Origin of the sequence: Escherichia sp. Lx600-2 (assembly GCF_036662595.1) — a bacterium.
Taxonomy (GTDB): domain Bacteria; phylum Pseudomonadota; class Gammaproteobacteria; order Enterobacterales; family Enterobacteriaceae; genus Escherichia; species Escherichia coli.
The window spans coordinates 15,187-26,213 of record NZ_JAYQWM010000054.1; the positions used below are offsets into that span (position 1 = coordinate 15,187).

General features: G+C 50.1%; 25 protein-coding genes. 1 reads left to right on the forward strand and 24 read right to left on the reverse strand.

Features of this window, described 5'->3' with window-relative positions; all coding sequences use genetic code 11:
- From rplO to rpsJ, 21 genes are all read right to left on the reverse strand, one after another.
- Window positions 1–435, reverse strand: a complete 435-nt coding sequence (gene rplO, locus OQV04_RS17240) for a 50S ribosomal protein L15 (RefSeq protein WP_001238917.1) — start codon at window positions 433–435, stop codon at window positions 1–3.
- A gap of 3 nt (window positions 436–438) precedes the next feature.
- Window positions 439–618, reverse strand: a complete 180-nt coding sequence (gene rpmD / locus OQV04_RS17245; protein ID WP_001140433.1) for a 50S ribosomal protein L30 — start codon at window positions 616–618, stop codon at window positions 439–441.
- Between the two features lie 3 nt (window positions 619–621).
- A complete protein-coding gene (gene rpsE / locus OQV04_RS17250; protein WP_000940121.1) occupies window positions 622–1,125 on the reverse strand; it encodes a 30S ribosomal protein S5 in 504 nt (167 codons plus the stop codon).
- Between the two features lie 14 nt (window positions 1,126–1,139).
- The gene (rplR, locus tag OQV04_RS17255; RefSeq protein ID WP_000358960.1) at window positions 1,140–1,493 is read right to left on the reverse strand and encodes a 50S ribosomal protein L18; all 354 of its coding nucleotides are present in this window, start codon (window positions 1,491–1,493) and stop codon (window positions 1,140–1,142) included.
- 9 nt (window positions 1,494–1,502) lie between these two features.
- Window positions 1,503–2,036 carry a 50S ribosomal protein L6 gene (gene rplF, locus OQV04_RS17260; protein ID WP_000091945.1) on the reverse strand — a complete coding sequence of 178 codons (534 nt, stop codon included), beginning with the start codon at window positions 2,034–2,036 and terminating at the stop codon, window positions 1,503–1,505.
- Between the two features lie 12 nt (window positions 2,037–2,048).
- On the reverse strand, window positions 2,049–2,441 hold the full coding sequence (gene rpsH / locus OQV04_RS17265; RefSeq protein WP_000062611.1) for a 30S ribosomal protein S8: 393 nt from the start codon (window positions 2,439–2,441) through the stop codon (window positions 2,049–2,051).
- A 33-nt stretch (window positions 2,442–2,474) separates the two neighbouring features.
- Window positions 2,475–2,780, reverse strand: a complete 306-nt coding sequence (gene rpsN, locus OQV04_RS17270) for a 30S ribosomal protein S14 (protein ID WP_001118930.1) — start codon at window positions 2,778–2,780, stop codon at window positions 2,475–2,477.
- 14 nt (window positions 2,781–2,794) lie between these two features.
- The gene (gene rplE, locus OQV04_RS17275; protein ID WP_001096200.1) at window positions 2,795–3,334 is read right to left on the reverse strand and encodes a 50S ribosomal protein L5; all 540 of its coding nucleotides are present in this window, start codon (window positions 3,332–3,334) and stop codon (window positions 2,795–2,797) included.
- A gap of 14 nt (window positions 3,335–3,348) precedes the next feature.
- Window positions 3,349–3,663 carry a 50S ribosomal protein L24 gene (gene rplX / locus OQV04_RS17280; RefSeq protein WP_000729185.1) on the reverse strand — a complete coding sequence of 105 codons (315 nt, stop codon included), beginning with the start codon at window positions 3,661–3,663 and terminating at the stop codon, window positions 3,349–3,351.
- A gap of 10 nt (window positions 3,664–3,673) precedes the next feature.
- Entirely contained in the window at window positions 3,674–4,045 is a 372-nt protein-coding gene (gene rplN / locus OQV04_RS17285) for a 50S ribosomal protein L14 (protein ID WP_000613955.1), read from the reverse strand.
- 164 nt (window positions 4,046–4,209) lie between these two features.
- Entirely contained in the window at window positions 4,210–4,464 is a 255-nt protein-coding gene (rpsQ, locus tag OQV04_RS17290; RefSeq protein WP_000130100.1) for a 30S ribosomal protein S17, read from the reverse strand.
- A complete protein-coding gene (gene rpmC / locus OQV04_RS17295) occupies window positions 4,464–4,655 on the reverse strand; it encodes a 50S ribosomal protein L29 (protein WP_000644741.1) in 192 nt (63 codons plus the stop codon). Before rpmC ends, rpsQ begins: the two co-directional genes overlap by 1 nt.
- Window positions 4,655–5,065, reverse strand: a complete 411-nt coding sequence (gene rplP, locus OQV04_RS17300) for a 50S ribosomal protein L16 (protein WP_000941212.1) — start codon at window positions 5,063–5,065, stop codon at window positions 4,655–4,657. The genes rpmC and rplP overlap by 1 nt, the downstream gene beginning before the upstream one ends.
- Window positions 5,066–5,077: 12 nt before the next feature.
- Entirely contained in the window at window positions 5,078–5,779 is a 702-nt protein-coding gene (gene rpsC / locus OQV04_RS17305; RefSeq protein ID WP_000529945.1) for a 30S ribosomal protein S3, read from the reverse strand.
- A 17-nt stretch (window positions 5,780–5,796) separates the two neighbouring features.
- The gene (gene rplV, locus OQV04_RS17310) at window positions 5,797–6,129 is read right to left on the reverse strand and encodes a 50S ribosomal protein L22 (protein WP_000447529.1); all 333 of its coding nucleotides are present in this window, start codon (window positions 6,127–6,129) and stop codon (window positions 5,797–5,799) included.
- A 14-nt stretch (window positions 6,130–6,143) separates the two neighbouring features.
- Window positions 6,144–6,422 carry a 30S ribosomal protein S19 gene (gene rpsS, locus OQV04_RS17315; RefSeq protein ID WP_001138117.1) on the reverse strand — a complete coding sequence of 93 codons (279 nt, stop codon included), beginning with the start codon at window positions 6,420–6,422 and terminating at the stop codon, window positions 6,144–6,146.
- Between the two features lie 16 nt (window positions 6,423–6,438).
- Window positions 6,439–7,260 (reverse strand): 50S ribosomal protein L2, encoded by an 822-nt coding sequence (rplB, locus tag OQV04_RS17320; RefSeq protein WP_000301864.1) that lies wholly within the window; start codon window positions 7,258–7,260, stop codon window positions 6,439–6,441.
- A gap of 17 nt (window positions 7,261–7,277) precedes the next feature.
- Window positions 7,278–7,580, reverse strand: coding sequence for a 50S ribosomal protein L23 (gene rplW, locus OQV04_RS17325; protein WP_000617544.1), 303 nt, complete (start codon window positions 7,578–7,580; stop codon window positions 7,278–7,280).
- Window positions 7,577–8,182, reverse strand: coding sequence for a 50S ribosomal protein L4 (gene rplD, locus OQV04_RS17330; protein WP_000424395.1), 606 nt, complete (start codon window positions 8,180–8,182; stop codon window positions 7,577–7,579). Before rplD ends, rplW begins: the two co-directional genes overlap by 4 nt.
- 10 nt (window positions 8,183–8,192) lie before the next feature.
- Complete coding sequence (rplC, locus tag OQV04_RS17335) at window positions 8,193–8,822, reverse strand: 50S ribosomal protein L3 (RefSeq protein WP_000579833.1); 630 nt, start codon at window positions 8,820–8,822, stop codon at window positions 8,193–8,195.
- A 32-nt stretch (window positions 8,823–8,854) separates the two neighbouring features.
- On the reverse strand, window positions 8,855–9,166 hold the full coding sequence (gene rpsJ / locus OQV04_RS17340) for a 30S ribosomal protein S10 (protein WP_001181004.1): 312 nt from the start codon (window positions 9,164–9,166) through the stop codon (window positions 8,855–8,857).
- 378 nt (window positions 9,167–9,544) lie between these two features.
- On the opposite strand from rpsJ, the gene OQV04_RS17345 reads away from it, so the two are divergent.
- Entirely contained in the window at window positions 9,545–10,012 is a 468-nt protein-coding gene (locus OQV04_RS17345; protein ID WP_000381746.1) for a prepilin peptidase, read from the forward strand.
- Here the strand turns inward: OQV04_RS17345 and bfr are convergent.
- The 3 genes from bfr to OQV04_RS17360 all read right to left on the reverse strand — a co-directional run.
- Window positions 10,009–10,485: a bacterioferritin gene (bfr, locus tag OQV04_RS17350; protein ID WP_000675526.1), complete on the reverse strand. Its 477-nt coding sequence runs from the start codon at window positions 10,483–10,485 to the stop codon at window positions 10,009–10,011. The genes OQV04_RS17345 and bfr overlap by 4 nt on opposite strands.
- A 72-nt stretch (window positions 10,486–10,557) precedes the next feature.
- A complete protein-coding gene (gene bfd / locus OQV04_RS17355) occupies window positions 10,558–10,752 on the reverse strand; it encodes a bacterioferritin-associated ferredoxin (RefSeq protein ID WP_000289090.1) in 195 nt (64 codons plus the stop codon).
- 182 nt (window positions 10,753–10,934) lie between these two features.
- The coding region (locus OQV04_RS17360; protein ID WP_072098208.1) for an elongation factor Tu at window positions 10,935–11,027 on the reverse strand (93 nt) is incomplete at its 5' end.

Genomic DNA, 11,027 nt, shown 5'->3' on the forward strand with positions numbered 1-11,027 from the left:
TTATTCCTCGATTTTACCGCCAGCAGCTTCGATAGCAGCACGAGCGCCTTTAGTAACACGCAGGCCACGAACAGTTACCGGAGTCGTTACTTCGCCAGCCAGGATCACTTTCGCGAACTCGATCTGGATACCGATAATGTTAGCCGCTTTCAGCGTGTTCAGGTCTACTACACCGCCTTCTACTTTAGCCAGGTCAGACAGACGAACTTCGGCTGTAATCGCTGCTTTACGAGAAGTGAAGCCGAATTTCGGCAGACGACGGTACAGAGGCATCTGACCACCCTCGAAACCGCGACGTACGCCACCGCCAGAACGAGACTTCTGACCTTTGTGACCACGACCACCGGTTTTACCGAGGCCAGAACCGATACCACGACCCAGGCGTTTACCCGCCTTTTTGGAGCCTTCGGCCGGAGACAGAGTATTTAAACGCATCTCTTACTCCTCAACTTTAACCATGAAGGAAACCGCGTTGATCATACCGCGAATAGCAGGAGTATCCTCGCGCTCTACGGTGTGACCAATACGACGCAGACCCAGGCCAAGCAGCGTTGCCTTGTGTTTCGGCAGACGACCGATTGCACTGCGGGTTTGAGTAATTTTAATAGTCTTTGCCATGGTTTATTTCCCCAGAATTTCTTCAACGGATTTACCACGCTTGGCAGCGACCATTTCTGGAGAATTCATATTTTCCAGGCCATCAATAGTTGCACGAACCACGTTGATCGGGTTGGTGGAACCATATGCTTTAGCCAGAACGTTATGAACCCCAGCGACTTCCAGAACGGCGCGCATTGCACCACCGGCGATGATACCGGTACCTTCGGAAGCCGGCTGCATGAATACGCGAGAACCCGTGTGAACACCTTTAACAGGGTGTTGCAGAGTGCCGTTATTCAGCGCGACGTTAATCATATTGCGACGGGCTTTTTCCATCGCTTTCTGGATCGCTGCTGGAACTTCACGCGCTTTACCGTAACCAAAACCAACGCGACCGTTACCATCGCCAACTACAGTCAGAGCTGTGAAGGAGAAAATACGACCACCTTTAACGGTTTTAGATACGCGGTTTACCGCGATCAGCTTTTCCTGCAGTTCGCCAGCTTGTTTTTCGATGTGAGCCATCTTACACCTCTACCTTAGAACTGAAGGCCAGCTTCACGGGCAGCATCTGCCAGTGCCTGGACACGACCATGATATTGGAACCCGGAACGGTCAAAGGATACATCTTTGATGCCTTTTTCCAGAGCGCGTTCAGCGACAGCTTTACCCACAGCTGCAGCCGCGTCTTTGTTACCGGTGTACTTCAGTTGTTCAGCGATAGCTTTTTCTACAGTAGAAGCAGCTACCAGAACTTCAGAACCGTTCGGTGCAATTACCTGTGCGTAAATGTGACGCGGGGTACGATGTACCACCAGGCGAGTTGCGCCCAGCTCCTGGAGCTTGCGGCGTGCGCGGGTCGCACGACGGATACGAGCAGATTTCTTATCCATAGTGTTACCTTACTTCTTCTTAGCCTCTTTGGTACGCACGACTTCGTCGGCGTAACGAACACCCTTGCCTTTATAAGGCTCAGGACGACGGTAGGCGCGCAGATCCGCTGCAACCTGGCCGATCACCTGCTTATCAGCGCCTTTCAGCACGATTTCAGTCTGAGTCGGACATTCAGCAGTGATACCCGCAGGCAGCTGATGGTCAACAGGATGAGAGAAACCCAGAGACAGGTTAATTACATTGCCTTTAACCGCTGCACGGTAACCTACACCAACCAGCTGCAGCTTCTTAGTGAAGCCTTCGGTAACACCGATAACCATTGAGTTCAGCAGGGCACGCGCGGTACCAGCCTGTGCCCAACCGTCTGCGTAACCATCACGCGGACCGAAGGTCAGGGTATTATCTGCATGTTTAACTTCAACAGCATCGTTGAGAGTACGAGTCAGCTCGCCGTTTTTACCTTTGATCGTAATAACCTGACCGTTGATTTTTACGTCAACGCCGGCAGGAACAACGACCGGTGCTTTAGCAACACGAGACATTTTTTCCTCCGATTAGGCTACGTAGCAGATAATTTCGCCACCAAGACCAGCCTGGCGCGCTGCACGATCAGTCATAACACCTTTAGAGGTAGAAACAACTGCGATACCCAGACCCGCCATAACTTTCGGCAACTCATCTTTACGTTTATAGATGCGCAGACCTGGGCGGCTGACACGCTGAATGCTTTCTACAACAGCTTTGCCCTGGAAATACTTCAGAGTAAGTTCCAGTTCAGGCTTGGTGTCGCCTTCAACTTTAAAATCTTCAATAAAACCTTCTTCCTTCAGCACGTTGGCGATTGCCACTTTCAGCTTGGAGGAAGGCATGGTGACCGCAGCTTTGTTCGCGGCCTGACCGTTACGGATACGGGTCAGCATATCCGCGATCGGATCTTGCATGCTCATCTGTCTTTACTCCCGTGATTCAATTGGTGACAATTACCAGCTAGCCTTTTTCAGACCCGGGATTTCACCGCGCATAGCGGCTTCACGGACCTTAATACGGCTCAACCCGAACTTCCGCAGGAAACCATGCGGACGACCTGTTTGACGGCAGCGGTTACGCTGACGAGACGGGCTGGAATCACGCGGCAGAGTCTGCAGCTTGAGAACAGCGTTCCAACGATCTTCGTCGGAAGCGTTCACATCAGAGATGATCGCTTTCAGTTCAGCGCGTTTCGCGAAGTATTTATCAGCTAAAGCTACGCGTTTTACTTCGCGTGCTTTCATTGATTGCTTAGCCATTTAGTAACCCTACCTTACTTGCGGAACGGGAAGTCAAAGGCAGCCAGCAGAGCGCGGCCTTCTTCGTCAGATTTCGCAGTAGTGGTAATGGTAATATCCAAACCACGAACGCGGTCGACTTTATCGTAGTCGATTTCTGGGAAGATGATCTGCTCACGGACACCCATGCTGTAGTTACCACGACCGTCGAAAGACTTAGCGGACAGGCCACGGAAGTCACGGATACGAGGTACAGCAATAGTGATCAGGCGCTCAAAGAACTCCCACATGCGTTCGCCACGCAGAGTTACTTTACAGCCGATCGGATAGCCCTGACGGATTTTGAAGCCTGCAACAGATTTGCGTGCTTTGGTGATCAGCGGTTTTTGACCGGAGATTGCTGCCAGGTCTGCTGCTGCGTTATCCAGCAGTTTTTTGTCAGCGATCGCTTCACCAACACCCATGTTCAGGGTGATCTTCTCGACCCGAGGGACTTGCATGACAGAATTGTAGTTAAACTCAGTCATGAGTTTTTTAACTACTTCGTCTTTGTAGTAATCATGCAGTTTCGCCATCGTACTACTCCAAATTACTTGATAGTTTCGCTGTTAGACTTGAAGAAACGGACTTTTTTGCCGTCTTCGAATCTAAAGCCTACACGGTCAGCCTTGCCGGTTGCCGCATTGAAGATTGCTACGTTGGAAACCTGAATAGCGGCTTCTTTTTCAACGATGCCACCCGGTTGGTTCAGGGCCGGAACCGGCTTCTGATGTTTCTTAACCAGGTTGATACCTTCAACAATGACCTTGCCGGAAGACAGGACATTCTTAACTTTACCGCGTTTACCTTTATCTTTACCGGTTAACACGATAACTTCGTCATCACGACGGATTTTCGCTGCCATGATTCGCTCCTTAGAGTACTTCTGGTGCCAGAGAGATAATTTTCATGAACTTCTCACTACGAAGCTCACGAGTTACCGGCCCAAAAATACGCGTACCGATAGGCTGCTCGCTGTTGTTGTTCAGAAGAACACAAGCATTACCATCGAAGCGAATGACAGAACCGTCCGGGCGACGAACACCCTTCTTGGTGCGCACCACTACCGCCTTCAGCACATCACCTTTTTTGACCTTACCACGCGGAATTGCTTCTTTGATGGTGATCTTGATGATGTCGCCTACGCCTGCGTAGCGACGGTGCGAGCCACCCAGAACCTTGATACACATTACGCGACGTGCACCGGAGTTGTCGGCGACGTTCAGCATAGTCTGTTCTTGGATCATTTTAGTGCTCCGCTAATGTCAACTACTACTGAGACCCGAAAATCAGGTCGTTAAAAATCCCCATATCGAGGGCGCGGCATTATAACACCGCTTCAAGGATATGGGTAGAAAAAATAAACGGCTCATTTCTGAGCCGTTTATTCGTATCGAGAGAGTGTACTGTATTACAGAACCGCTTTCTCTACAACGCGAACCAGCGTCCAGGATTTAGTCTTGGACAGCGGACGGCATTCGCGGATTTCAACCACGTCACCGATACCGCATTCGTTGTTCTCGTCATGTACGTGCAGTTTGGTCGTACGCTTGATGAATTTACCGTAGATCGGGTGTTTCACAAAACGTTCGATAGCAACAACAATGGATTTCTCCATTTTGTCGCTAACAACGCGACCTTGCAGAGTACGGATTTTATCGGTCATTACGCACCCGCCTTCTCGTTCAGTAAAGTCTTAACGCGTGCGACATCGCGACGCACTTGCTTCAACAGGTGAGACTGTTGCAGCTGGCCACTTGCAGCCTGCATACGCAGGTTGAACTGCTCACGCAGCAGGTTCAGCAGCTCGGTGTTCAGCTCTTCAACGCTCTTCTCACGCAGCTCTTTTGCTTTCATTACATCACCGTCTTAGTTACAAAGGTGGTTTTAATCGGCAGTTTCGCTGCTGCCAGCTTGAATGCTTCACGGGCCAGCTCTTCCGGAACACCGTCCATTTCATACAGGACTTTACCCGGCTGAATCAAGGCAACCCAATACTCCACGTTACCTTTACCTTTACCCATACGCACTGCCAGCGGCTTTTCAGTGATCGGTTTGTCCGGGAACACACGGATCCAGATCTTACCTTGACGCTTAACTGCACGGGTCATAGCACGACGTGCTGCTTCGATCTGACGGGCAGTCAGACGACCACGGCCAACAGCTTTCAGACCGAAGCTGCCGAAGCTAACATCCGTACCCTGCGCCAGACCGCGGTTACGGCCTTTGTGCATTTTACGGAATTTTGTACGCTTTGGTTGTAACATCAGCGACGCTCCTTATTTACGGCCTTTACGCTGCTGCTTTTTAGGCTGAGCAGCCGGTTTTTCCGGTTGTTCAACAGCAGCCATACCACCCAGGATCTCGCCTTTGAAGATCCACACTTTAACGCCGATTACGCCGTAAGTGGTGTGCGCTTCAGAGGTGTTGTAGTCGATGTCAGCACGCAGAGTGTGCAGCGGTACGCGACCTTCGCGGTACCATTCGGTACGTGCGATTTCCGCGCCGCCCAGACGGCCGCTAACTTCAACTTTAATACCTTTAGCGCCCAGACGCATTGCGTTCTGTACAGCACGCTTCATAGCACGACGGAACATAACGCGACGTTCCAGCTGAGAAGTGATGCTGTCAGCAACCAGTTTTGCGTCCAGTTCAGGCTTACGAACTTCGGCGATGTTGATCTGTGCAGGAACGCCAGCGATGTCCGCTACGACCTTACGCAGTTTTTCTACGTCTTCACCTTTTTTACCGATAACGATACCCGGGCGAGCAGTGTGAATGGTTACACGGATGCTCTTAGCCGGACGCTCGATAACGATACGAGATACGGACGCTTTAGCCAGTTCCTTAGTCAGGTACTGACGTACTTTAAAATCGCTGTCCAGGTTGTCAGCGAATTCTTTGGTGTTCGCAAACCAGGTAGAGTTCCATGGTTTTACAATACCCAGGCGAATACCATTAGGATGTACTTTCTGACCCATTGCTAGTCTCCAGAGTCTCAGCGATCGGACACAACCACAGTGATGTGGCTGGTGCGCTTCAGGATGCGATCTGCACGACCTTTTGCACGCGGCATAATGCGCTTCATGCTCGGGCCTTCGTCTACGAAAATTTTCGTAACTTTCAGATCGTCAATGTCAGCGCCATCGTTGTGTTCAGCGTTAGCAATGGCAGATTCCAGAACCTTCTTGACCAGTACAGCCGCTTTCTTGTTGGTGTAGGTCAGAATATCCAGAGCCTGCGACACTTTCTTACCGCGAATCAGGTCAGCAACAAGGCGAACCTTCTGAGCAGAAGAACGAGCATGGCGATGTTTAGCGATAGTTTCCATCTCTTCCTCCTACCTTATTTCTTCTTCGCTTTTTTATCAGCAGCGTGGCCGCGATAAGTACGAGTCGGTGCGAATTCACCCAGTTTGTGACCGACCATTTCGTCGGTTACAAATACCGGAACGTGCTGACGACCATTATGGACAGCGATGGTCAAACCGATCATGTTAGGAAAGATCGTTGAACGACGGGACCAAGTGCGCAGGGGCTTCTTGTCTCCGCTTTCCACCGCTTTCTCTACCTTCTTCAGCAAGTGCAGGTCAATAAAAGGACCTTTCTTGAGAGAACGTGGCATGGCTTATCCTCTAAAATTATTTGCTACGGCGACGTACGATGAATTTATCAGTACGCTTGTTGCTGCGGGTCTTCTTACCTTTGGTCTGAACGCCCCACGGAGTTACCGGGTGCTTACCAAAGTTACGACCTTCACCACCACCATGTGGGTGGTCTACCGGGTTCATCGCGGTACCGCGAACGGTCGGACGAACACCACGCCAGCGTGCAGCACCTGCTTTACCCAGAACGCGCAGCATATGCTCAGCATTGCCAACTTCGCCCAGAGTTGCACGGCAGTCTGCTTCTACTTTACGCATTTCACCAGAACGCAGACGCAGGGTGACATAAGCACCATCACGAGCAACGATCTGAACGTAAGTACCAGCGGAACGTGCCAGCTGACCGCCTTTACCTGGTTTCATTTCTACGTTATGAACAGTAGAACCAACCGGGATGTTGCGCATCGGCAGGGTGTTACCTGGTTTGATTGCAGCATCAACGCCAGACTGAATCTGGTCGCCAGCTTTCAGGCCTTTAGGGGCCAGGATGTAACGGCGTTCACCGTCTTTGTACAGAACCAGCGCGATGTTCGCGGAACGGTTCGGATCGTACTCAAGACGTTCAACAACTGCCGGGATACCGTCTTTGTTGCGTTTGAAGTCAACAATACGGTAAGCCTGCTTGTGGCCACCACCGATATGACGAGTGGTGATACGGCCATTGTTGTTACGACCACCGGATTTGCTGTTTTTTTCCAGCAACGGAGCAAAAGGTTTGCCCTTGTGCAGCTCAGGGTTAACCACTTTAACTACGTGGCGACGACCCGGAGATGTCGGTTTACATTTAACAACTGCCATTGTATTACTCCTCCGACTTACTCAGCGCCGCCAACGAAGTCCAGATTCTGGCCTTCTTTCAGGGTGACGTAAGCTTTTTTCCAGTCGCTACGACGACCGATACGCTGTCCGTGACGTTTAACTTTCCCTTTAACTACCAGGGTGTTAACGACTTCGACTTCGACTTCAAACAGTTTCTGCACAGCAGCTTTGATTTCTGCTTTGGTCGCGTCTTTAGCAACTTTGAGTACGATGGTGTTGGATTTTTCCATCGCAGTAGACGCTTTTTCAGAAACGTGCGGTGCACGCAGCACCTTCAGCAGACGTTCTTCACGAATCATGCCAGCATCTCCTCAACTTGCTTAACAGCATCAGCAGTCATTACGACTTTGTCGAAGGCGATCAGGCTAACCGGGTCGATACCAGTTGCATCGCGTACGTCAACCTTGTGCAGGTTGCGCGCAGCCAGGAACAGGTTTTCGTCCAGCTCACCGGTGATGATCAGCACATCTTCCAGAGCCATGTCTTTCAGTTTCTGTGCCAGCAGCTTAGTTTTCGGCGCTTCTACAGAGAACTTCTCGACAACGATCAGACGATCCTGACGTACCAGTTCGGACAGGATGCTTTTCAGCGCGCCGCGGTACATCTTCTTGTTAACTTTTTGACTGTGGTCCTGCGGACGAGCAGCAAAGGTCACGCCACCAGAACGCCAGATCGGGCTCTTGATAGAACCAGAACGCGCACGGCCGGTGCCTTTCTGGCGCCACGGTTTTTTACCGGAACCAGTTACTTCAGCACGAGTCTTCTGAGCACGAGTACCCTGACGAGCACCAGCTGCATAAGCAACAACAACCTGGTGAACCAGCGCTTCGTTGAAATCACGACCGAAGGTAGTTTCGGAAACAGTCAGCGCGCTCTGCGCGTCTTTCAATACTAATTCCATTGCTATCTCCTTACGCCTTCACAGCTGGTTTAACGATCAGGTCGCTACCGGTTGCACCCGGGACAGCACCTTTAACCAGCAGCAGGTTGCGCTCAGCGTCAACGCGTACTACGTCAAGGCTCTGAACGGTTACACGTTCGTTACCCATCTGACCTGCCATTTTCTTGCCTTTGAACACTTTGCCCGGAGTCTGGTTCTGACCGATAGAACCCGGAACGCGGTGAGACAAGGAGTTACCGTGAGTAGCGTCCTGGGTACGGAAGTTCCAGCGCTTAACGGTACCTGCGAAACCTTTACCTTTAGAGGTGCCAGTTACGTCAACTTTTTTAACGTCAGCAAACAGTTCAACGCTAATGCTCTGACCTACAGTGAACTCTTCGCCTTCAGCCAGGCGGAATTCCCACAGACCACGGCCAGCTTCTACGCCAGCTTTAGCGAAGTGGCCAGCTTCAGGCTTGGTCACACGGTTAGCTTTTTTAGCACCGGTGGTCACCTGAATAGCACGGTAGCCATCGTTAGCCAGGTCTTTAACCTGAGTAACGCGGTTTGCTTCAACTTCGATTACGGTTACTGGGATAGAAACGCCGTCTTCTGTGAAGATACGGGTCATACCCACTTTTTTACCGACTAAACCAATCATTGTTTCAACCTCTCAATCGCTCAATGACCTGATTAACCCAGGCTGATCTGCACGTCTACACCGGCAGCCAGATCCAGACGCATCAGAGCATCAACGGTTTTCTCGGTTGGCTCAACGATGTCAACCAGACGCAAGTGAGTACGGATTTCGTACTGATCGCGCGCGTCTTTGTTGACGTGCGGGGAGATCAGAACAGTGAAGCGCTCTTTGCGTGTCGGCAGCGGGATCGGACCACGGACCTGCGCACCAGTGCGCTTGGCAGTCTCGACGATTTCCGCGGTTGCTTGATCGATCAGACGATGATCAAACGCTTTCAGGCGGATACGGATTCTTTGGTTCTGCATGAGACCAGAGCTCCAATTATTTTATAAACGAAAATGATTACTCCTCAGACCCATTACGATTGATGGGAGAGTGTAACCGTTCTTACGTAGCTCCCCGATTGGGAGCATTGTTAGGTAGCCAAATTCGGCTAACTGAGGTTCAGATTGAACCTGCTGTCAACTACGACAAGCCCGCGCATTATACGCAAATCTGAGCCTGACGCAAGCATCGGGTAGAAATTAATCGCAACGCGCAGATTGCGAGCTGCATTCCACGAAATTTGTAAGGTTGTGAAGATAGCGTTTTTCACCGGAATCAGGTTAACAAATCAGCGCTCTCTCTGTTGCTGAGCATCCGGAGTTATTCGATGGTGATACTCCAATTACAGAGGATGTTTTATGGACACTACCCTTCCCTTTCTAATTTTGTACGCTTGTTTATCAGCCCTACTTTTTTTCTGGGATGCAAAGCATGGCTTGTTACCTGACAGATTTACGTGCCCGTTACTCTGGTCAGGTCTTTTGTTCTATCAAGTTTGTCATCCTGATGGTTTAGCCGATGCGTTATGGGGGGCAATTATTGGTTACGGCACATTCGCTGTCATTTACTGGGGGTATCGCATACTGCGCCATAAAGAAGGATTAGGCTATGGTGATGTGAAGTTTCTCGCCGCCCTTGGCGCCTGGCATTCATGGGCCTTCTTACCACGACTGGTTTTCCTTGCTGCCTCATTCGCTTGCGGAGCCGTAGTTATTGGTCTGCTCATGAGAGGAAAAGAATCATTAAAAAACCCGCTGCCTTTTGGGCCATTTCTGGCGGCTGCGGGTTTCGTTATAGGCTGGGATAGTTTGCTGATAGGCCGTTAATCTTTAACTTTAATTTGTGATTGCAGGTAATTTTGTAGGCCGATTTTACCGATGAGATCCAGTTCAGTTTCGAGCCAGTCGATATGACCTTCTTCATCAGCAAGGATCTCGATCATCATATCGCGGCTAACATAGTCATGAACGCTGTCGGCATATGCGATAGCCTCACGCAGATCCTTCGCGCCTTCCAGCTCTAATCGCAGGTCGGATTGCAGCATCTCTTCGACATCTTCACCAATCCCCAGTTTGCCTAAATCCTGTAAGTTGGGGACTCCTTCTAAAAACAAAATACGCTCGATATACTTATCAGCGTGTTTCATCTCATCGATGGATTCATGGTATTCAACGTCATTGAGACGCATCAGCCCCCAGTTTTTAAACATCCGGGCATGGAGAAAATACTGATTGATTGCGACAAGCTCATTTCCCAATAGTTTATTGAGATAATTTATGATTTTAACATCACCTTTCATTTTATAGTCCCTCCGCTTCCACTATTAGAGCGTAGATGGGGCTAGCTGGTTGTCAAAAAATAAGCGTGGGCTTCAAGCAATCTCTTTAAATTCTGGCATCTGCATCAACTCGTCCTGCATCACTTCGCGCGCGGCGCGAATGCACTTACCACATTGATTTCCCACAGGAATAAACTTACGCAATTGTTGGAAAGATTGCGGATGAAACTGACGGACTGCCTGGCGAATTTTTTTGTCACTTACACCATTACACAAACAAACGTACATGATTGCTCCCGTTCAAATTCTGCGCAAAGTGTAAATGAGAATAGTTATGATTACAATAGCACAGTTTTATTTGCGCCATAGTTCAGCGAACAAAATTACGACTAAATATTTCGAGCTCAAATTACGGGCAGCAAAAAGGGCGCCGAAGCGCCCTTTACAATTCAAAACTAATTAACGTGTAATTAGCCCAGAACTTTAGCTACAACGCCCGCGCCAACGGTACGGCCGCCTTCACGGATTGCGAAACGCAGACCGTCGTCCATCGCGATCGGGTG

Bases quoted from the DNA above. Each gene is read 5' to 3' on its own strand.
- rplO (WP_001238917.1), bottom strand. From the start codon at position 435: ATGCGTTTAAATACTCTGTCTCCGGCCGAAGGCTCCAAAAAGGCGGGT.
- rpmD (WP_001140433.1), bottom strand. From the start codon at position 618: ATGGCAAAGACTATTAAAATTACTCAAACCCGCAGTGCAATCGGTCGT.
- rpsE (WP_000940121.1), bottom strand. From the start codon at position 1,125: ATGGCTCACATCGAAAAACAAGCTGGCGAACTGCAGGAAAAGCTGATC.
- rplR (WP_000358960.1), bottom strand. From the start codon at position 1,493: ATGGATAAGAAATCTGCTCGTATCCGTCGTGCGACCCGCGCACGCCGC.
- rplF (WP_000091945.1), bottom strand. From the start codon at position 2,036: ATGTCTCGTGTTGCTAAAGCACCGGTCGTTGTTCCTGCCGGCGTTGAC.
- rpsH (WP_000062611.1), bottom strand. From the start codon at position 2,441: ATGAGCATGCAAGATCCGATCGCGGATATGCTGACCCGTATCCGTAAC.
- rpsN (WP_001118930.1), bottom strand. From the start codon at position 2,780: ATGGCTAAGCAATCAATGAAAGCACGCGAAGTAAAACGCGTAGCTTTA.
- rplE (WP_001096200.1), bottom strand. From the start codon at position 3,334: ATGGCGAAACTGCATGATTACTACAAAGACGAAGTAGTTAAAAAACTC.
- rplX (WP_000729185.1), bottom strand. From the start codon at position 3,663: ATGGCAGCGAAAATCCGTCGTGATGACGAAGTTATCGTGTTAACCGGT.
- rplN (WP_000613955.1), bottom strand. From the start codon at position 4,045: ATGATCCAAGAACAGACTATGCTGAACGTCGCCGACAACTCCGGTGCA.
- rpsQ (WP_000130100.1), bottom strand. From the start codon at position 4,464: ATGACCGATAAAATCCGTACTCTGCAAGGTCGCGTTGTTAGCGACAAA.
- rpmC (WP_000644741.1), bottom strand. From the start codon at position 4,655: ATGAAAGCAAAAGAGCTGCGTGAGAAGAGCGTTGAAGAGCTGAACACC.
- rplP (WP_000941212.1), bottom strand. From the start codon at position 5,065: ATGTTACAACCAAAGCGTACAAAATTCCGTAAAATGCACAAAGGCCGT.
- rpsC (WP_000529945.1), bottom strand. From the start codon at position 5,779: ATGGGTCAGAAAGTACATCCTAATGGTATTCGCCTGGGTATTGTAAAA.
- rplV (WP_000447529.1), bottom strand. From the start codon at position 6,129: ATGGAAACTATCGCTAAACATCGCCATGCTCGTTCTTCTGCTCAGAAG.
- rpsS (WP_001138117.1), bottom strand. From the start codon at position 6,422: ATGCCACGTTCTCTCAAGAAAGGTCCTTTTATTGACCTGCACTTGCTG.
- rplB (WP_000301864.1), bottom strand. From the start codon at position 7,260: ATGGCAGTTGTTAAATGTAAACCGACATCTCCGGGTCGTCGCCACGTA.
- rplW (WP_000617544.1), bottom strand. From the start codon at position 7,580: ATGATTCGTGAAGAACGTCTGCTGAAGGTGCTGCGTGCACCGCACGTT.
- rplD (WP_000424395.1), bottom strand. From the start codon at position 8,182: ATGGAATTAGTATTGAAAGACGCGCAGAGCGCGCTGACTGTTTCCGAA.
- rplC (WP_000579833.1), bottom strand. From the start codon at position 8,822: ATGATTGGTTTAGTCGGTAAAAAAGTGGGTATGACCCGTATCTTCACA.
- rpsJ (WP_001181004.1), bottom strand. From the start codon at position 9,166: ATGCAGAACCAAAGAATCCGTATCCGCCTGAAAGCGTTTGATCATCGT.
- OQV04_RS17345 (WP_000381746.1), top strand. From the start codon at position 9,545: ATGGACACTACCCTTCCCTTTCTAATTTTGTACGCTTGTTTATCAGCC.
- bfr (WP_000675526.1), bottom strand. From the start codon at position 10,485: ATGAAAGGTGATGTTAAAATCATAAATTATCTCAATAAACTATTGGGA.
- bfd (WP_000289090.1), bottom strand. From the start codon at position 10,752: ATGTACGTTTGTTTGTGTAATGGTGTAAGTGACAAAAAAATTCGCCAG.